This window comes from Cellulomonas sp., assembly GCF_965229465.1.
Classification (GTDB): Bacteria; Actinomycetota; Actinomycetes; order Actinomycetales; family Cellulomonadaceae; genus Cellulomonas.
This window is the reverse complement of record NZ_OZ245882.1, coordinates 2794617-2813825: the sequence shown is the minus strand read 5'-3', so window position 1 is coordinate 2813825 and position 19209 is coordinate 2794617. Positions and strand designations below refer to the sequence as shown.

Sequence of the window (19209 nt, the reverse complement as noted above, 5' to 3'; positions counted from 1 at the left end):
GACGGGGAACGCCTGCGGGGAGGTGAGGCGCAGAGCGCCCCACCTCCCCTGGTCACCGCCCGGTCGCAGCCGGGTGGGCGGCCGTCAGACGGCGGTGAAGGTGACCGTCGCGGTGTAGAGGCCGGGTGCGACCGACGTCGGCACCTGGTCCACGCCGAAGACACCCTCGATGTGCGCGGTGCCGAGGGGCTGGCCGGCACCGTAGGCCGCGAAGACCTTCGGGACGTCCAGGCCGTCGGTGGCCGGCGCGTGGTTGGTGAGGGTGACGTTGCCGGCCTGGAGCGCGTTGCCCGCCACCTGGTCGGCCACGAGACCGGTCAGCCCGGCGTGCAGGCCCGAGAACGAGCCGGCCGTGGAGGTGAACGCCCCGGAGACGACCGACGCCGTGAAGCCGAGGTTGCCGGCCCGGGTGTCGGTGATGACGATGTCCTCGAAGGCGGCCGACGCCGAGTACGTCGAGTCCGCGGGGTCGAGCACGGCGGTGCCGAGCGCGAGCGGGTTCGCGGGCGTGTACGGCGTGGTGATGGAGATGGCACCGACGGGGATGTCGACGGTGACCGTCTGCTCGTCCACCGCGCCGGACAGCTCGTACGTCGCGGCGACGGGCGCCGAGACCGAGCCGCTGTACGGGGCGGTTCCCACGAAGTCGGCGGTCAGCGAGTGCGCGCCGGCGCCGAGCACGTTGGTGGTGAAGTCGGCGACGACGCCACCGACGACCGGGAGCGAGCCGAGCACCGTGGCGCCGTCCTTGAAGCTGACGGTGCCGTTGGCCGCGCCGGACGAGGCCACGACCGTGGTGCTGAACGTGACGGCCGAGTACGCCGCGCCGGAGACCGGCGTGACGCCCAGCGTGGTGACCGTCGAGCGAGCCGCGACGGCGGTGACCACGACCGAGACGGGCGCGGACGTGGAGGCCGCGTGCGAGCCGCCGAGGTACCGGGCGGTCACCGCGTTGGTGCCCACCGGCAGGGCGACGGTCGACAGCGTCGCGACGCCGCCGGTGACCGTGGCCGTGCCGAGCGAGGTGGCGCCGGCGAAGAACTCGACGTCACCGGTCGCGGCGGCCGGGTCGACGGTCGCCGTGAGGTCCACGGACGTGCCGGCCTCGACGCTCGTCGCGGACACACCGAGCACCGTGGTGCTGGGCGCGGAGGGGAACGCGGCGGCCGGGATCGACCACGTGAGGTTCGCGGTCGAGGTGCCGGTCATGGTCAGGCCGGTCTCGAAGTACGCGATCGAGTTGCCGTCCACGTCGCGGCACGCCACCAGGAACGGCAGCACCGCGGTGTTGCCGGGCTGCGACGCCAGGTAGGTCAGTGCCTGCGGCTTGCCCATGAAGTCGCCGCGGCCCGTGTACGGGCGGCCGTCGGAGTCGACCAGGGTGGAGACGGGCCCGAAGGGCACCTGCTCCCAGTCGATGACCGGCACGCCAGCCTGCGGGATGCGGATCAGGGGCTGGATGACGCCGGTGCCCGCGGGGCACGTCGCGTCGACGGTCAGGGACTGCCACGGCCGCACCGCGGTGGTGCCGCTCGTGATCTGGTCCGCGGGGGTGTTGGCGTCGAAGCCCCCGGCGTTCGCGAAGAAGAAGATGTTGCCGGGGATCAGCGGGCCCTCGTCGTTGGCCGAGGCGGGACCTGCGACGGCCACGAGCACCGCGCCTGTCGCGACGGTCGCGGCCAGCGCGCCGGCCACCAGTCGGTTGAGTCTCATCGATCTGCTCCTGAGCTGTCGGTGGATCAGTTGGCGGTGAAGTTGGTGACCGCGGCCTGGGTCGGGACGCCGCAGGCGCCACCGTCCGCGGCGACGGAGAGCTGCTGGAAGCCGGCGGCCTCGATGAGCGGCTGCGCGGACCCGCTGCAGACGAAGCCGTCGGCGGCGAACAGCGAGGTGAAGAACGGCTTGGTCAGGTCGGCCGTGCGCACCACGTTGTAGAGGGCCCGCTGGAACGACCAGCCGCCGGTGAGCTTGATGCCGGTGGCGGAGGCGAACCGGCCGGTCGAGAACGGGGAGACCGCGTTCGGGTTGGCGGCGATGGGCGCGGCGTCGTGCTCCTGCACCTCGACCACCGAGCCCGCGAGGGTGACGGGGGTGCCACCGTTCGCGGCCTGGAGCTGGGCGAGGAAGACGGTGCGGGTGCCCGACCCCGTCTGCGGGATCTGCGGGACGATGACGCCGTTCGCGCCACCCAGCTGGCTCCAGTTGGTGAAGGTGCCGTTGTAGATGCTCACCATCTGGGCCGCGCTGATGCTGGCGGGCGCGTTCGACGTGGACGCGACGGCGAGCTTGAGCCCGTCGACGGCGAAGGGCACCTGCCAGAGCCCGGCCGCGACCTCCGCCGAGCTGAGCGAGGACGACGAGCGCGCGAAGTTCACGTTCGTGTTGTTGCCCGCGCCGTACAGCAGCGCCTTGCCCGCCCCGGAGCCGTTCGGCCGCGTGATGGCCGTGGTCCCCGCCTTGAGCACGACGGTGGAGCTGCCGGTCGCGTCGAACGACACCAGACGCGCGCTGGCGCTCGCGTTGTAGCCCGGGGAGAACACCCCGGCGCGGCGGCCGTCGGCGATGTAGTTGAGCGCGAACTCCGTCGTGTCGGAGCCGACGCCGACGATGTCCTTGACCTGCGGGGTGGGGTCCGCGTAGGCCGGCGTGGCGGCGATGGACGCGGCGACGACGCCGGTCAGGACGGAGGCAAGAATGATCGAGACCCTCGATCGCTTCATGGGAGGGAGCCCTTCGTGACTGTGGTCGGTGGGCCGGTGTCCCGGCCCACCGCAGACGCTCCCCACCGAGGAAGAACCCCCGCCCGTCATCAGGTGAACGAGGGACAGCGCAGGCTCGACCGCAGGACGACCCGCGTCGAGGTCAGAGCAGGTTGGGCAGCAGCTGGGCGGCCGCGTCGGTCGAGGCCCAGGCCAGCGCCACGACGATCCCCGCGGCGACCGGCCAGACGGCGCGGCCGGGGAGGCGCCGCAGCGCGACCGCCGTGGCCGCGACCGCAAGGAGCAGGCCCTGCAGGCAGAGGGCGAGCTGCGGCAGCACGCTGCGGTCGCCCGCCAGGGCCTTCTCGGCGTCCGGCACGCCCGCGGGGCGCCCACCTGGGCCCGTCGCGGCCTCGCCCACGAGGGCCGCGTCGACGTACACCGTCCGGACGGGCGTGATCGACGCGAGCGGACCGTCGCCCTCCGACGTGACGAGGGTGATCCGGGCGGCGCCCGCGTCGAGTGCGGCGGGGAGCGGGTCGCCCGCACGGCGGACCCCGTCCACGCGGTAGACGAACTCGCCCTGACCGGTGGTGACCTGAAGGCCGTCGCCCGCCCTCAGCAGAGCCACCGACCGGAACGGCGCGCCGTACGCGGCGGAGCGGCCGTAGACGATGGACACGCCGGCCTGGCCCGGGAGGACGGTGTCCCGGCGGTGCCCGGGCCCGGCCGTGAGGTCACCGGACGCCGTCCCCTCGACGACGACCTGCCGCACGCCGAGCGTCGGGATCACGAGGAGCGCCACAGGGTCGCCCGGCTCGATGCTCCCCCCGGTCGGCGCCGTCTCCGCGGCGAGCTGCTGACGGAGCTCAGCGTGCAGCACCTGCTGCGCACGCGTCTGGGACAGGCCGCCGAGGACGAAGAGCTGGAGGAGCGCCCACCCTGCGAGAGCCGCGACCAGGAGCATCGCCGTGTAGGCCACCGAGGCGGCCTCGGGCATGGTGGGGCGGGGAAGTCGGGGTGGGACCGGGCGGGGCGGGCGCTTGGGAGCACGCACGCGGCGCTCGGGCGGAGGCAGGACGCGGCCCGGCTCCGGCGGCGCGAACGGGTTCGCCTCGACGACGCTCACGAGGCGCGCCGCCGGGTGGCCAGGCTGCGCAGCAGTGGCGCTCCGAGGACGCCCGCGAGCGCCAGGCCGAGAGTGGCCTTGACCGCCGTGCCACCGGCGCCCGACTCCTGAGCCACCGTGGTTCCCGAGGACGCGGCCGCCTCGACGTCGTCCGACCCCGGTGCCGGCAACCCGTCGACGGTCTGCGGCGTCCCACCGACCGGCACGCCCCCCGAGCGGGGTGCCGGTGGCCGGACCGCGACCGAACCGGTCGCGGTGCCGAGCGGCACCGTGGCCGGCGTGATGGGTGGAGCGACGGCAGGACCCTTCTGCGCCTCGATGGTGCTCGCGGCCTGCTGCGCGGCGGCGTAGAGCGCGGCGGTCGGCCCGGTCGACGCGATCGGGACGAAGCCGTCCGGCAGCTGCCCGTTGCCGGGTCCGCTGACCTGGCCCTCCGTGGTCGCGGTCCGGATGAACTGCGCGACGTGCCCGGCGTCCGCAGCGGTCAGGCCCGAGACGCGCGCAGCGGTGCTGACGATCATCGTGCCCGGGTAGCCGGCCGGGTCGAGGGAGGCCCGGTCGAGCGTGAAGGGCTTGCCCGCGGCCGGCTGGGTCGCCTGCGCGACTGCGGTCGACATCGTGGCGACGCTCGGTGCGACGAAGGTCGCCCCTGCGCCGGTCCCGTCGGTCCGCAGCTCGGCGGTGCGCAGACCGTACCGCTCCGCGTCGCCGAGCGAGACGAGCCCGAGCATGAACCGCACCCCGTAGTTCTGACGGGCGATGCGGCCGAACTTCCACGGGTCGGTGGTCGTCGAGCGGGTGCACTGCGTCTGCACGTTGGGCCACGCGTCGAGGACCGCCTCGGAGATCTTGCGCAGGCTGTTCACCGGCGCGGCGACGAGCCCCAGGTACGGCGACCGGATCAGCTGCTCGCACTCGCGGGTGCTCTCGCGGACGTACGTGTCCAGCATCGGCCAGTCCTCGCGCGGCATCTCGATGTCCTGGTAGCTCGGGTTGACCCGCATGCCCCACGGGTCCGGCTCCCCGCCCAGGAACGCCATCGCCTCGGGGTCCGCCGCGATGTAGGCGGTCACCGCAGTCATCACGTCCGAGGCCTCGGACAGCGACAGGATCGTCGCCTTCGCCTCCGCCGCGACGGTGGACAGCCCCGGGTTGAGGTCGATGAACTCGGGGTCGGTGTTGAGCGCCAGCGGGTTGTTCTCGAGGCCCTCGTGGGCGCGGACGTCGTTGGTGGCCGGGTACGACTGGGTGAGCAGCTTGGCGAGCAGGCGCGGGGTCATCCGCAGCTGCGTCACCTCCCCGGCGTTGTCGGGCAGGTCCGCGACGAAGGCGACCCCGAAACCGGTCACCGCCGTCGGCGCGTAGGCGAGGTCGACGGCCGAGCTGCGCGCCGCGTCCGAGACGAACGCGGCGACCGCGTCGCCCGTGCCCAGCAGCCGCAGCGCGGCGGACTCCGGCATCCGGTTGTGCTGGAACTTGAACCGGTCGGCCCGCAGGCAGTACGCGGGCGCCCACTGGAGCGAGGCCTGGTTCAGCAGCTCCGACCCGTACATGCCCACCGGCGCACGCGAGTCGAGGACGTCGCACGCGTCCGGCGGGAGCGCGAAGCTGAGCGGCACGCTGAACCGGTTGCGCCAGTTCGACTCCGACCACCAGAACCGCGGCGACACGGCGTCGTCGACCCCGACGTCGGACAGGTTGGACGAGCCGGGTGCGAAGTCCCCCGTCTGCGTGCAGGCGGCGTCGGCGTCCAGGCAGCTCAGCCCCATGATCGGGATGACGACGAGCGTGCACGGCACCTCCGAGGAGCAGCCGAGCGACTCGTTCTCCGTCGAGGTGCGCATCTCGAACTGCACGTCTCCGGTGCCGTCCAGGTTGGTGAACGCGGCGATGTCGGCGGGCGGGAGCGCCGCGTCGATCGCGGACTCCGGGGCGATCGTGGTGTTGCTGCACGACGGGTAGACCGTGCCGCTCGCGGCCTCGAAGGGCAGCAGGTGCTGGGCGAAGACCGACCCCGGCAGCAGGCCGCACTCGGCGGGCCAGTCGGGAAGCGTCTCCTGGTCCGCGCGGTCCTCGTCGGACGCGTAGCGGTCGTGCCGCCAGACCCCCGCCGAGACGACTCCGGCGGCATAGCGCTGGAGGTACGTGGACGTCCAGCACGTCTCGGGGCTCAGCCGCTCGGCCTCGGGCGCGCTCGCGTCGTCGACGCCGCGGCACTGGAGGATGACGACCGGGTACTCCTGGTTCATGCCGTTGAACCCGTACGGGTCGGCGGACCGGCCGGCGCTCGGGCGGGCGCCCGACCAGCTGACGTGGATCCGCTCGCGGCCGCGCAGGCTCTGCGTCCGGTCCACCTGCACGGTCACCTCGCGCGAGTCGACGGTCGTCGTGGTGCCGTCGGCCGCGACGTGCTCGCGGGTGAGCGTCTTCGTCTGCCGGTAGTCGACGGGGTCGGCCGCACCGGCCGGCGGGGCCACGACGAGGCTGGTCAGGGCGAGCGTCGCGACGGCGGCGACGAGCGCCGCCAGCCGCACGCCCGGGCGCGCGGCCATCAGAGGGCCGCCGCTCGACGCGCACGCACGGCGAGGAGGCCGGGCACGAGGACGATCGCGAGCAGCTCAGCGGCCGCGAGCGCGCCGAACGCCACGCTCCCACCCGCGGGGCGGGCGATCTGCGTGGACACGGAGCCGCTGGCGACGTCGGACTCGCCCGACGCGCCGCCCCCGACAGGTAGCCCGGTCTCCGGGTCGATCGTCACGGCATCGTCGGCCCCCGCCACCGCGTCGCCCCCGGTACCGGCGGCGTCCGCGCCACCGGCCGCTGCGCCTCCCCCGCCGGCCGCGCCTCCACCCGCGGCAGCGCCGCCCGCGGTCCCGGTCCCCCCACCGGTCTGGCCGGCACCGAGGCACGGTCCGGCCCCCTGCTTGTCGCACTCGGCCGGCGCCGGCGCGATCTCCGCCAGCTTGTTGCGCGCCAGGTCACCCGCGACGAACGTCGGGTTGTTGCACTTGGTGGCGTCGCGGTTGCTGACGTCGACCGCCGGGTCCGCGGCACCCAGCTTGGCCACCTGCTCGAAGCCGGCCTGCACGAGGTTGAGCGGCAGCGGCGAGTACCCGTAGGCGCCCGCTTTCCCTTGCCCCTCGCAGAGCGAGTAGAACATGAAGTCCACCAGGCTCTGCCGCTTGTTGGTGGTCATGCGGGGGTCGCTCGACCCGGTCGGCAGCAGCATGTAGCTGTACGACGACAGCGGGTAGGACCGCGGGTCGGGGTTGGCGTAGACGTCGTCGAGGATCTGCGTGAGGTAGTTCTGCGACGCGGGGTCGGAGTTGATCCGGGCCTTGGTCAGGGCCACCGCGACCGCGTACTGGGTGGGCTCCACGTAGACGCCCGCGGCGTTGAGCACCTTCACCACCGGGTACCCCTTGTTGATCGGGTAGGAGTACTCGACGTAGGCGATGGTGCCGTTGCCGGCGTCCGAGGCGACCGTGTTCATCACCTGGTCCGAGCTCGAGGCGCCGATCATCCGGCTTCCGCTGGGCTTCGGGTAGTAGGAGGTCAGCCCCGACCGCCCGAAGTACGCCCGCCAGATCGACGGCTGAGCGGTGTCCAGCCAGGTGGTGAACTGCGCGGTCGTCCCGGAGCCGTCGGAGCGGACCACCGGGATGATCGGCTGGTCGGGGAAGGTCCGGCCGTTGTTGTCGGCCTTGATCGCGGGGTCCGCCCAGGTGGTGATCTGGCTGGTGAAGATCTTGGCGATCGTCTCGCCGGACAGCCGGATGTCGCGCACCAGCTGCCCACCGGACTCGAGGTGGTACGTGAACGCCGTGCCGCCCGCGACGATCGGCAGGTAGGCGAACTGGCGGCCGTTGGCGTTGTCCGCGTTGCCGTACTCGTCGGTCTGCTGGTACGGGATCTCGGAGATGCCGAAGTCGGTGGTGCCGGACGCGAAGTCCTTGCGACCCTTGGACGACCCGCCGCCGGTGTAGACGACCTTGATGCCGTTGGCGTCCACGTCGGCGATCCACTGGTCGACGATCACCTGGCTCCACGTCGAGCCGGTGCCCTCGATCTGCCCGTACGCGGCGAACGCGGGTGCCTGACCGGTCAGCAGCACGAGCAGCACCGCCCCCAGGGCCGCGAGGGCGCGCCGTGCTCGGCGACGGCTCGGATCAGGCACGTGTCCTCCAGGGCTGGGGCGGGGGTGCCGGGTCATCGCCGGTCCGTCCGCGGTCGGGCGATCCGTCGCGCCAGCACGAAGAGCGCCAGCACGAGGAGCAGCAGGATCGACGCGGCGGCGAAGCCGCGCTGGACGTAGAGCGGCTCACCGCTGCGGATGGCCGAGAAGATGAACAGCGGCAGCGAGTTCATGGCGCCGACCGTCGGGTTGACGACGACGAACGACGCGGCCCCGGAGGTGAGCAGCACCGGGGAGGTCTCCCCCACGCCGCGCGCGACACCGAGGATGAGCGCCGTGGCCAGCCCCGCCCGGGCGGTGGGCAGCACCACGTGCCACACCGTCCGCCAGCGCGACGACCCCAGCGCCAGGCTGGCCTCGCGCAGCCCGCCCGGCACCACCCGGAGCACCACGTCGGCGGCGCGCGCGATGATCGGCAGCATCATCACCGACAGAGCCGCGGCGGCGGCGAGACCCGAGCGCGGGACGCCCAGCGTGAGGATCAGCACGGCGTAGATGAACAGCCCCGCGACGATCGACGGCAGGGCGGTCATCGCCTCGACGACCGTGCGGACGACGCGCGAGAACCGCCCGCCGACCTCGGTCATGAACACGGCGGTGCCGATGCCCAGCGGCACCGTCACGACGACCGCGATCGAGATCTGGATGAGCGAGCCGAGGATCGCGTGCAGGACGCCGCCGTCGGTCAGCGGGTCGCGCGGGCCGACGCCGGCCATGTCGTCGAGGAACATGTTCGAGTGCGTCAGGGCCCCGACCCCGCGGACGAACGTGAACGCCACGGTGCTGACCAGGGCGATCGCGACCACCGCCGCGCCGCCGCTGATCACTGCCGCCGCGAGCCGGTCGGTGACCATCGGCCCGTCGGACGTCGCGGCCGTGGCGACCGTGACCACCGCGAGGAAGGCCACGAAGGCCGTGAGCGCGAACGCCAGCGGGTTGCCCCAGGGCAGCAGCCGGAAGCAGACCACCCAGCTCAGGGCGATGCCGGCCAGCACGGAGCCGACGAGGATCGCGCGGTCCTCCGCCTTCGTCCCGCCGGTGCGGCGGCGACGCGGGGGCGCGACGGGTGCCGGGTCGTCGGCGGGACGCACCCAGGTGCGGGGTGCCACGGGCGGTGTCCGTGCCTCGAGGACGGTCATCAGATGTCCGTCCCGACGCCCGAGCGGCTGCGCGCGACGACCATCGCCGCGACGGTGTTCACGACGAGCGTGCCGAGGAAGAGGACCAGGCCCGCGGTGAGCAGCGCGGAGAGCTGGGCGTCGTCGGCCTCCCCGAAGCGCAGCGCGATGAGCGCCGAGACCGTGTTGGTACCGATCTCCAGGGGCTGGAACTTCAGGTCGAAGGCCGGGGAGATGATCAGCGCGACCGCGATGGTCTCCCCGAGGGCCCGGCCGAGGCCGAGCATCGTGCCGCCGATGATGCCGCCGCGACCGAACGGGAGCACCACGGAGCGGATCACTCCCCACCGGGTGGACCCCAGGGCGAGGGCCGCCTCGCGCTCGCCGAGCGGCGCCTGCGAGAACACCTCGCGCATCACCGCGGACGCCATCGGGAGCACCATCATCGCGACGGCCAGGCCCGCGACGAACGCGGATGCGGTGTACCGGGTCTGCTCCCAGAGCGCAGCCTGCGGGTCCGTGTCCACCTGGAAGAACGGGAGGAACCCGAGGTAGGTGTGCAGCCAGCGGGCGATGCCCTTGGCGTAGGGCTGGAGCAGGAGGAAGCCCCAGAGCCCGTAGATGATGCTCGGCACCGCGGCCATGAGGTCGACCACCGAGACGAGGGCGCCGCGGACCCGGGCCGGCGCGTACTCGCTGATGTACAGCGCCGTGGCCAGGCCGAGCGGGAACGCGAACACCAGCGCGACGAGCGCGACCGTCACCGTGCCCACGAGCACCGCGGCGATGCCGACGCGGTCCGCCTCGGGCTGCCAGTCCGTCTCGGTGAAGAACGACCAGCCGTAGCGCCGCAGCGTGGGGAAGGCCTGGACCGCCAGGAACACCCCGATGCCGCCGGTGATGAGCAGCACCGTCGCGCCCACCCCGCGGGCCCCGATCACGAAGGCGCGGTCGGAGCCGCTCAGGCGGCTGGAGAGTCGTCGAGGCAGCGCCGAGCCGACCTGCGGGTCCTCCACCCGCACCTGCGTGCTCATCGCTTCCGCCACGCTCCTCGCTGCTCGTCCCGTGCTGTCTCCGCAGATCGAAACCTGGACCGATGACCGAGTGACGCCGCGCTGGTGAACGGGGGACGAACGCGCGCAGCCCGCCACACGCGTCGGCTCACGGCCCCGTCGAGGGCGAGGGGGTCGGCGTGGGCGTGGGGGTCGGCGTCGGTGACGCCGGCGGCTCGACGCCGACGAGCACGACGACGGTGCTTCCCGCAGGCACCCGCGCCCCGGCGTCCGGATCGCTCCCCCGGACCAGCCCAGTTGTCGACGAGGGCACCGCGCGCTCCGCCACCACGAACCCGGCCGCCCCCAGGGCCGAGCGAGCGTCGGCGAGGTCCCGACCGGTCACCTCCGGCACGCCGACCAGCCCGGTGGCCACGATCAGCGCCACCGGATCACCCGGACGTGCCGGCTCACCGCCGGCCGGGGTGCTGCTGAGCACGGTCTCGGCGGGCGCGGGGGCGTCGGCGTCCGCCTGCACCACCTCGCCGAGCGTGAGCCCGGCCGCGGCCAGCGCCGTCCGCGCGTCGCCCAGCGCGAGACCGACCAGGGTCGGCACCGCCACCTCGACGGGCACGGGCGGCGCGGTCGTCGGCTGCGCCGGTGCCGCAGGGGTCGCACGGACCGGGGTCGCGGGGGTAGCGGGTGGAGTCGTCGCGGCCGTCCGCGGCGGCGGTTCGCCCGTCGACGGCTGCGCCAGGGCGAGCCAGAGGACGAACACGGTGCCGAGGATCGCGATGCCCAGCGTCACCCAGGCTCCCCCGCGGTCTTCCCGCACGGCCGGCGTCGACTCGACGCTGCGGACGGGGAGCAGCTCTCGGGTGGTGCGGACGTACACGTCGGCCCGGGGACGGCTCGGCTGCGCGGCGGGTGCGCCGGCGGCGCGCAGGGCGGCCCGGACGTCCGCGCGCAGGTCTGCCGCGCTGCCGTGCCGCCGGGCCGGGTCCTTGGCCAACGCCCGCCGCACGATCCGGTCGACGTCGGCCGGCAGGCCAGGGAGTGCCGCGCTGGGCAGCGGCGCGACCTCGGACACCTGGGCGGCGAGCACCCTCTGCGGATCCTCGTAATCGAAGGGGGGCCGCCCCGTGACCAGGTGGAACAGGAGGGCGCCCGCCGAGTAGACGTCCGAGCGGGCGTCGCCCCCCGCGCCGGTCGCCACCTCCGGCGCGGCATAGTGCGGGCTCACCGTCACCCGAGGGTCGGCCGGGTCCGGGTCGGGCGTCGCGCCGACGTCGAGCAGCACCGCGCTGGGCCCGCCCAGACTGGGCACCATCACGTTCGACGGCGACAGGTCGAGGTGGAGCACTCCCCGTGCGTGCGCGTGCTCCAGGCCCGCGAGCAGGCCGTCCAGCACGGTCAGCGCGTCGCGGGGCTCCATCGGTCCGCGTGCGAGCAGGTCGGTGAGCGTCCGACCCACCACCAGGTCCAGCACCAGGTACGCCCGCCCACCCGTGTCGGTGCCGGCGTCGAGCACGTGCACGACGTTCGGGTGGTCCAGGCGCGCACCCGCCCGCAGCTGCGGCCACGGATCGGCCGTCGGCTGGACCGGGACGCGCACGACCTTGACGGCCACGTCCCGCCCGAGGCGCACGTCGACGGCGGCGAAGACGTCGGCCGATCCACCGGAACCCAGGAGCCCCCCGAGCGCGTACCTCCCGCCGAGCAGCTGCCCGGTCATCGACCGGCGGCGGCGGCGAAGCCGTTCGCTGTCGCGAGGACGAGCGCGACGTAGGCGTCGTCGTGGTTGTAGGACAGCACGGCCGCGTGCCACCCCTCGGGCGTCGCGAGGTCCCGCCCAGACGCGCAGAGGTACCGCGCGGCCGCGAGCGCGGCATCGTCGACGTCGTTCGGGTCCTGCACACCGTCGCCGTCCCCGTCGGACGCCCACCGGCTCCACGTCGACGGCAGGAACTGCATCGGGCCGACCGCGTGCGACCACGCGGCGTCGCCGTGCCACGCGGTGTCCTCGGGCTGCGACGGGATCGCAGCCGTCCCGGCGGTCCCGTCGAGCGCGGGTCCGACGATCGGGATGCTCGGCCGTCCGTCGGGGAGCAGCTGGGCGCCCCCGTGGGTCCCGTTGCCCGACTCGACCGTCCCGATCGCGGCGAGCGTGGTCCACCCGAGGTGACACCCAGGGGCGAGCCGCGCCACGGCGAGGGTGGCGTCGGCGTACGCCTGGAGCGCGACGCCACCGACGCCGGTCGCCACCGAGACGGCCGACACCCAGGAACCGGACGCGCGGTCGACCGGCGTGACGACCGTGTGCGACGCCAGCTCGGCCGGCCCCACCGGCTCACCGGGTCTCTCGGTCGCCTCGACCTGCGCGACGGCGACCGGGAGGCTTGTCGCACGACTCGCCACGTCCCCGGCGTGCACGGCGGCCAGGCTGGTCGCCGCGACCACCGCCGCCGCCGCGACCCCCGCTGCGGCCCAGCCCACACGGGCGCGAGTCAGGGTCACGTCGACGAACGCCGGGCCACCCGCGGAGACGAGATCCGGCGATAGGTGACGACGGTGGGATCGACCTGCGCCACGGGCGCGAGCAGGACGAAGTTCCGGCACGCGTGCGCGCACCGCACCCGTCGGTCCTGGTCGCCGATCCCCTGCACCAGCGGGGCGTCGTCGGCGGTGAGGAACCACTGCCAGCGGTAGGTCTCGGTGAGTCGGAGGTGAGGCACGAGCGACCCGATCGACGCACGCACGGCCTCGACGGACGCGCGCGCGGCGGTGCTGGTCGGCAGCGCCACGGTGCTGCGGGCGAACCCGCGCCCGTTGGGGCTCACGAGCCGCCACCACACGGCGTCGTCGTCGGAGAACCGGTAGAGCTGGAACACGGGCGGCACCGTCCGCATCCCGTCCTTTCATCGTGGCGCCTGTCGCGGCGCACCCGGTGCAGTCCAGCGGATCGGCTGCATCTGTGAGCAACCTGTGCGGGGCCGCAGGACGAACACCAGGCGACCGACGGTCGACGATCAGACAGGTCGGACGTACCGGGCGCCCCGCCGCCCGGCCGGCAACCGGACGTTTGTCCAGGTGGCAGCCGCCGTCGCGCGTGCTGACGCGGTGTGCGCCCCGGTTGACGCCCGCTGCCCGGCCCGCGACCCTGTCGGACATGCCCCTCCAGGACGAAGGCCACGCGATCGACGAGGTCGTCGAGCGCCTCGCCGCCAAGTTCCCCGACATCCCCGCCGCCACCGTGCGCGAGGTCGTCGAGGCGCAGCTGGCGCAGTTCGACGGGTCGAGCGTCCGCGACTTCGTGCCGGTGCTCGTCGAGCACGAGGCGCTCGAGCTCCTGCGAGCAGGTCAGCGGGAGTCCGAGGGCTGATCAGCCGCCGACCAGGGTCACCGTGACGGTGGCCGTGAAGGTGCCGGCCGGGGTGCTGCCGGGTCCGGCCAGGCGCAGCTCGGCGCCGAGGGCGGTCTGCCCTCGGCCTGGTGCCGTGGCGCGGCCGAGCAGCGCCGACCGCGACAGGCCCGGGGAGGTGGCCTCGTCGAGCTGCGACGCGACGACGGCCCCCGACTGGGTGAGCAGCGCACTGCCGAGCGGTCGGTCCATGGTCGGGGCGCGCGGTGACCAGCCGAGGAACTGCGCACCGATCCGACCGGTCGCCCCGACGAAGCCGGAGACCTGGGCGTTGACCTCCCACGTCGTCAGCTGCTCGTCGACCCGGGTGTCGTCGACGCGGACCGGGGGCAGCTCCCCCGTGGCCCGGACCGACCCGTCGGGTGCGCGCACGGCGTCCAGGGGGACGGGTCCGGGCGTCGCCAAGGCCATCGTCAGCGAGCCGAAGGGTGAGCCGGGCACCGCGAGGGTGAGGCGCACGGGACCGTCCTGCCCACCGCCCAGCTCGTCCGGGCTGACACCGCAGGGCACCTGGCCCACCTGGTCGCACGCCGCGGGCATCGGCGCGATCTCGGCGAGATGGTTGCGCGTGAGGTCCCCGGCGACGAACGTCGGGTTGTCGCAGCTGGTCACGTCTCTGCCCGACACGGTCACGCCCGGGTCCGCGGTGCGCAGCCTGCCCAGCTGCGACAGCCCGGCCCGCACCAGGTTCAGCGGCAGCGGCGAGTACCCGAGGGCGCCGGCATCCGCCTGCCCCTCGCACAGCGCATGGAACGTGAGGTCGACGAGGCTCTGCCGCTTGGCTGTGGTCAGGCGGGGGTCGCTCGCACCGGTCGGCAGGATCAGGTAGCTGTACGACGAGAGCGGGTAGGCCCGCGGGTCCGTCGCACCGGCGGCGCTGCCGGGCACCTGCGTGAGGTGCAGCGGCGAGGACGCGTCCTCGTCGAACTGAGCCTGGGACAGGGCGACCGCCACGTTGTACTGGGTGGGCTCGACGAAGTAGCCCCCGCGGTTCAGCACCTTGACCACCGGGTAGCCCGTGGCGAGCGCATACGAGTACTCGACGTAGCCGATCGCCCCGTTGCTCGCCGGTGACGCGATCGTGTTCATCAGCTGGTCCGACCCGGCGGCGGCGACCGTGCGCGCGCCGACGCGAGGGAAGTACGCGGTCGGGCCGGTCCTGCCGTCTCGGCGCCACACGTCGGGGTACTGGGTGTCGAAGTACCCGGTCACCTGCCGGGTGCTGCCGGCGCCGTCGCTGCGCACGACGGGCGTGATGGCGACCGGGGGCAGGGTGCGGCCGTTGTTGTCGGCGGCGATCGCCGGGTCCGCCCACGAGGTGATCTGGCTGGTGAAGATCTTCGCGAGCGTCTCCCCCGACAGGCGGATGCCCGTGAGCCGGAGGCCGCCCTGCTCGAGGTGGTAGGTGAACGCGGTCCCTCCGGCGACGATCGGCACGTACGCGTGCTGGCGGGCGCCCGCGCTGTCCACATTCCCCAGCTCGTCGACGCCCTGGTACGGGATCTCCGTGATCGCGAAGTCGGTCGTGACCTGGGCGAAGTCCTTGCGGCCCGCCGTCGAGCCCGTGCCGGTGTAGATCACGCCGATGCCGGACGGCGCCACGTCGGCTATCCACCGGTCGATCATCGGTTCGCTCCAGGTGGAGCCGGACCCCTCGATCGCAGCGTGGTCAGCCTGCGCCGCCATCGGGGCCCCGATCGTGAGGGCGGCGGAGATCAGGGTGAGCGACAGGGCGCCTCGGAGAGCTCGGCGACGGTGTGGGTGGCGCGGTGCTGGCATGGTCGAGGCTCCGGGTCAACTGACGTGGGCGGGGAGTGGGTCGGCGCCGACCATCGCAGGCCGGCGGGGTGCCGAGGCCGCGATCCCCCTCTCGGCGCCCGGCGTTCACCGTCCGGCCGTCCCCCGGACGGACGCGACAGCGATGACGAGGTCAGAGGGGCGGGATCGCGCTCGAGGGCCGCGGCCGCGTTGCGTGGTCGCATGATGGACGCATGGGAGTGCCGAAGCAGACTGCCGCAAGCATCGAGATCCCCGCCGACCCACGTCTCGCATGGAGGGCGTTGACGGCGGTCGCCCGCGGGACGGATCAGCCGCCCGCCGTGTGGCACTTCGAGCACGCCGACGTCACCCTCGACTCCACGTCCCCGGGGGAGGCCGCGCGCGGAACCGGGAGCTGGCACGGGATCGACTACCGGGTCTCCGCGCACCTCGTGCCGCGCAGCGCTCGGGAGACACTGGTGGTGCTGACCGCCGACCCGGAGTCCGAACCCCTCGGTATCCGTGGCACCGCACGGGTCTGGGCCTCGCACCGCCAGGCCCGCCGCGACCTGGAGTCGATGGCCGCGGCGCTGGGGACCCAGGTCGCCGAGTGGACCTCGGGGCCGAGCTCGGCCTGACGACAGCTCGCGACGCGCCCACCGATCTCGCGTCGGCTCGTCATCCAGGTGGCAGACACAGGGCGCTGCGCGGCGTCACCTCGTCGTGGACTCTTGCTCTCGCAACGCCTGCTCGACGGCTGCGGCGACGCGGACGTCCTCGGCAGCCTGACGACGGGCGCGGTCACGGCGAGCCGCACGGGTGCCGAGGACGACCAGCACGACGATCATCGCCACCAGCAGCAGGAGCGCCCACGGGATCGCCCAGGCGTGAGCGGTCACCTCGACGGCCTCGAGCGACGTCGTCGAGCCGGAGGCGTCGGTGACCAGCGGGACGAAGCCGGCGGTCGCGGAGAGCCGGACCAGCGGCGCGACGCCGTCGACCGGGGAAGACGTCGTCCAGCTCTCGCCCGGCAGCAGCTGCGGTGGGGCCTTGCCCTCGGCGTCGTCGGTGCGGAGCAGGCCGAAGGGTCCCGCGACCGTGACCGCCGCCGTCCCCGAGATGAGCGTGTTCCCGGTGTTGTGGACCGTGTAGGTGACCGTGGCGTCGCCGAGGGCGAACGGGTTGATCGTGCCGTCGTAGCTCAGGTGCACGTCCTCGATCGCCACCGCGGGCCGCAGCTCGCCACCGACGCGGAGCTGGATCCGGATGCCGAGGCGCCGGTCCACGGTGATGCCCTCGGCGTCGTCCGCCTGGGTCAGCGAGGTGACGATCCCGCCGGCGTAGTCCCCGGGGGTCGCGTTCTCGGGCACCCGGACCGTGAAGGGCACCTCCGCGGTGGCGCCCGGCTCGATCAGCACGGTGTCGACGTCGCCGTGCACCCATGCACCCACGCCCACGGACGGGGCGCCCTGGACCAGCAGGTCGAGCTGGCCGGCCTCCGTGGTGTACCCGTCCGCGGCGTACACCGCGAGGTCCAGCGCGGTCGCGCCGTGGTTGGCCACGACCAGGGCGTCCTCGACCTCCGCGCCCGGGTCGATGCCGTACGCGAAGCTGGTGCGGTCGCGGCCGAAGTCGTTCGAGGCGGTCCGGACGGTCCAGGTCACGTCGTCGTCGGCTGCGGATGCCGGGAGCGACGGTGCCGCGAGCACTCCCACGGCGACAAGGACCGCGAGGAGGACCGCGCGGGCGGCGTGGGTCGTCTGGCGCGTGCTGGGCATCGAGATCCTCGTGTGGTCGGTCGGGGGGAACGGGAGCACCCGGTGGGGTGAGCGCCGTGCGGCGCCCACCCCACCGGGCCGGATGACGCTGGGCTCAGCTGCTCAGCGCCGTGATGGTGAGGGTGGCCCGGTAGCTGCCCTTCTCGACGTCGCCCGGGACCTTGAGGTCCAGGTCGGCGCCGAGCTTGGCCGTGCCCTTGTCGTGGCCCTGGTCGGCCCAGCCGAGGCCGCGCGAGATCGACAGACCCTCGCCGCCCTCGTATCCGGAGGCCACCTGCGCACCCGCCGTGGCGCCGGCACCGGGCTGGACGACCTTCGGGGTCCAGCCGAGGTAGGCACCCGAGAAGGACTTGTCGCCGTCGGCGAAGTCACCGACCGAGGCCGAGATCGACCACGGTGCACGCGACCGCCGGGTGTCCGAGACCGTGATCGGGTTGATCTGGCCGGTCGCCTCGAAGTAGTCGCCACCGTGGTCGACGGCCGTGCCCAGGTCGACGAGGCCGTTCTGCCCGTCGATCGTCCACCCGAACTCACCGGGCGCGGCGTCGGGCACCGTCACCTGGATGTCCTGGCCGTCACCGTGGAACGGGTGGATGGTCACCTTGTCGACCACCGAGCCGACGGGCTGCGCCGCGGTGGCGCCGCTGTCCGGACCGCACCAGGAGACCTTGCCCAGCTCGACCGCCGCGTTCGGCGCGGCGCAGGTGCCGCTCCGGACGTTCTCGACGACCAGCTGGTCGCTGCGGACCTGGACCTTCACATAGCTACGGACGTGCTCCTGGTTCTGGACCGAGTTGTACCAGTAGCTCGACGGGTTCAGCGGGTCCGCACCGTTGCCGGCACCACTGGTGCCGCTCGCGTCCGGCGCCGTGAGGTCGTAGTACTTCGAGCCGGACGCGGAGTTCGCGGTCACGTACAGCACGCCGCCCGGACCCGGGTAGACGTCAGCCGCGCCGGGCTGCTCGGCCGGGTCGGCCTTCGCGCTGTTCTTGATGAGGTAGCTGCGCGAGTAGCTGTGGTCGTGACCCTGGAGCACCAGGTCGACGCCGAGGTTGGAGAAGGTCGTCGGGAAGTCGACGCGGCGGACCTTGTTGTCGCCGTCCTTCGCGTGGTCGGCCGGCGAGTAGATGGCGTGGTGGTACACGAGCACCGTGTACTTGGCCTCGTCGCCGTGCTGGTCGATCACGTCGGTGACGTAGGCCAGGTGCGCCGCGTCGCCGCCGCCGCCCTGCGTGGTGGCGTAGCTGTTGCTGTTCAGGTCGATGAACAGCACGTCCTTGTAGACGTACCAGTAGTCGCCGCCCGACGTGTTGGAGGCCGGGTTGCCGTTGGAGTACAGCGGCGCCGACCGGTCGGTGTTGGGCGTGTACAGGTGCTGCTCGTACGCCTTGCCGCCCACGTCGTGGTTGCCGATCGTCGCGGCCCAGGGGTACTGGCGCAGCTTGTCGGGTGCCAGGAACGCCGTCCACTGCGCCTCGGTGTTGGCCGTCTCGACCTGGTCCCCGCCGGAGACGAGGATCTCCGCCTGAGGGTTCGCGGCGAGCGACACGTCGAGGGTGTCCTGCCAGCCGGCCTGGTCCTTCGCCACGTTGCCGGAGGCGCCGATCTGCGGGTCGCCGAAGAACAGGAAGTCGTAGTCGCCCTCGAAGCTCTGGGTCGCGAAGGAGTAGGTCGGGGACCAGCTGCCCTCCTCCCCGACGCGGTAGGAGTAGCTGGTGTTCTCCTGGAGACCGGTCAGCGTCGCGTGGCGGTTGAACCCACCGCTGGTGGCGATGTTGGCGGCACCGGTGGCGGCGAAGCTGACCACGTCGACGGGGAACTGCCCGGCCACGACAGCGGAGGTCGGGGCGACCTGCACGGTCTGCGCCGTATCCGCCGAGGAGTACCACGTGACGATGCGCTGCGACTCCTGCGCTCCGACGCCGAGGATGATGCCGCTGAGGTTGACGGGGTCGGCCGCCATCGCCGGGGCGGCGCAGGCGAGGCCGCCGACGGCGACGGTGAGACCGAGGGTGAGGGCGGTGAGCCGCACGGCCACAGGGCGGCGGAGGAGCCCGCCCCGAGACGTCGCGCTGGTGGAGGACATGCGTCGTCCATTCTCTTCGGGTGGTGTGTGCCG

The 19209-nt window shown here is 73.4% G+C and carries 15 protein-coding genes; 2 read left to right on the top strand and 13 right to left on the bottom strand.

The genetic code is table 11. The features are described from left to right. Nucleotides 1-84: 84 nt before the first annotated feature. The 10 genes from ACO06A_RS13445 to ACO06A_RS13400 all read right to left on the bottom strand — a co-directional run bounded on the left by ACO06A_RS13445 (nucleotide 85) and on the right by ACO06A_RS13400 (nucleotide 13024). Nucleotides 85-1713 (bottom strand): Ig-like domain repeat protein, encoded by a 1629-nt coding sequence (locus tag ACO06A_RS13445; RefSeq protein WP_421732743.1) that lies wholly within the window; start codon nucleotides 1711-1713, stop codon nucleotides 85-87. Between the two features lie 26 nt (nucleotides 1714-1739). Beyond that, nucleotides 1740-2720 carry a substrate-binding domain-containing protein gene (locus ACO06A_RS13440; RefSeq protein ID WP_421732742.1) on the bottom strand — a complete coding sequence of 327 codons (981 nt, stop codon included), beginning with the start codon at nucleotides 2718-2720 and terminating at the stop codon, nucleotides 1740-1742. 142 nt (nucleotides 2721-2862) lie between these two features. Beyond that, nucleotides 2863-3828 carry a sortase gene (locus ACO06A_RS13435; RefSeq protein ID WP_421732740.1) on the bottom strand — a complete coding sequence of 322 codons (966 nt, stop codon included), beginning with the start codon at nucleotides 3826-3828 and terminating at the stop codon, nucleotides 2863-2865. After that, nucleotides 3825-6380 carry a hypothetical protein gene (locus ACO06A_RS13430; protein ID WP_421732739.1) on the bottom strand — a complete coding sequence of 852 codons (2556 nt, stop codon included), beginning with the start codon at nucleotides 6378-6380 and terminating at the stop codon, nucleotides 3825-3827. The genes ACO06A_RS13435 and ACO06A_RS13430 overlap by 4 nt, the downstream gene beginning before the upstream one ends. Further along, complete coding sequence (locus ACO06A_RS13425) at nucleotides 6380-8005, bottom strand: phosphate ABC transporter substrate-binding protein PstS (RefSeq protein ID WP_421732738.1); 1626 nt, start codon at nucleotides 8003-8005, stop codon at nucleotides 6380-6382. The genes ACO06A_RS13430 and ACO06A_RS13425 overlap by 1 nt, the downstream gene beginning before the upstream one ends. A 32-nt stretch (nucleotides 8006-8037) precedes the next feature. Beyond that, nucleotides 8038-9162 (bottom strand): phosphate ABC transporter permease PstA, encoded by a 1125-nt coding sequence (gene pstA, locus ACO06A_RS13420; RefSeq protein ID WP_421732737.1) that lies wholly within the window; start codon nucleotides 9160-9162, stop codon nucleotides 8038-8040. Next, on the bottom strand, nucleotides 9162-10175 hold the full coding sequence (pstC, locus tag ACO06A_RS13415) for a phosphate ABC transporter permease subunit PstC (RefSeq protein ID WP_421732735.1): 1014 nt from the start codon (nucleotides 10173-10175) through the stop codon (nucleotides 9162-9164). The genes pstA and pstC overlap by 1 nt, the downstream gene beginning before the upstream one ends. Before the next feature lie 127 nt (nucleotides 10176-10302). Continuing rightward, entirely contained in the window at nucleotides 10303-11868 is a 1566-nt protein-coding gene (locus tag ACO06A_RS13410; protein WP_421732734.1) for a protein kinase domain-containing protein, read from the bottom strand. Next, nucleotides 11865-12650 carry a lytic murein transglycosylase gene (locus ACO06A_RS13405; protein WP_421732733.1) on the bottom strand — a complete coding sequence of 262 codons (786 nt, stop codon included), beginning with the start codon at nucleotides 12648-12650 and terminating at the stop codon, nucleotides 11865-11867. The genes ACO06A_RS13410 and ACO06A_RS13405 overlap by 4 nt, the downstream gene beginning before the upstream one ends. Further along, entirely contained in the window at nucleotides 12647-13024 is a 378-nt protein-coding gene (locus ACO06A_RS13400; protein ID WP_421732732.1) for a hypothetical protein, read from the bottom strand. The genes ACO06A_RS13405 and ACO06A_RS13400 overlap by 4 nt, the downstream gene beginning before the upstream one ends. Nucleotides 13025-13302: 278 nt before the next feature. Between ACO06A_RS13400 and ACO06A_RS13395 the strand changes: the two genes are divergently transcribed. Continuing rightward, the gene (locus ACO06A_RS13395; RefSeq protein ID WP_421732731.1) at nucleotides 13303-13515 is read left to right on the top strand and encodes a three-helix bundle dimerization domain-containing protein; all 213 of its coding nucleotides are present in this window, start codon (nucleotides 13303-13305) and stop codon (nucleotides 13513-13515) included. On the opposite strand, the gene ACO06A_RS13390 is transcribed toward ACO06A_RS13395, so the two are convergent. Next, the gene (locus ACO06A_RS13390) at nucleotides 13516-15240 is read right to left on the bottom strand and encodes a phosphate ABC transporter substrate-binding protein PstS (RefSeq protein ID WP_421732730.1); all 1725 of its coding nucleotides are present in this window, start codon (nucleotides 15238-15240) and stop codon (nucleotides 13516-13518) included. 374 nt (nucleotides 15241-15614) lie between these two features. Here ACO06A_RS13390 and ACO06A_RS13385 point away from each other — a divergent pair, with 374 nt between their 5' ends. Then, nucleotides 15615-15950: a hypothetical protein gene (locus ACO06A_RS13385; RefSeq protein ID WP_421732729.1), complete on the top strand. Its 336-nt coding sequence runs from the start codon at nucleotides 15615-15617 to the stop codon at nucleotides 15948-15950. Nucleotides 15951-16025: 75 nt separating this feature from the next. On the opposite strand, the gene ACO06A_RS13380 is transcribed toward ACO06A_RS13385, so the two are convergent. After that, nucleotides 16026-17090: a DUF916 domain-containing protein gene (locus tag ACO06A_RS13380; protein WP_421732728.1), complete on the bottom strand. Its 1065-nt coding sequence runs from the start codon at nucleotides 17088-17090 to the stop codon at nucleotides 16026-16028. Nucleotides 17091-17184: 94 nt separating this feature from the next. Then, nucleotides 17185-19176, bottom strand: coding sequence for a fibronectin type III domain-containing protein (locus ACO06A_RS13375; RefSeq protein ID WP_421732727.1), 1992 nt, complete (start codon nucleotides 19174-19176; stop codon nucleotides 17185-17187). Nucleotides 19177-19209: the final 33 nt, after the last annotated feature.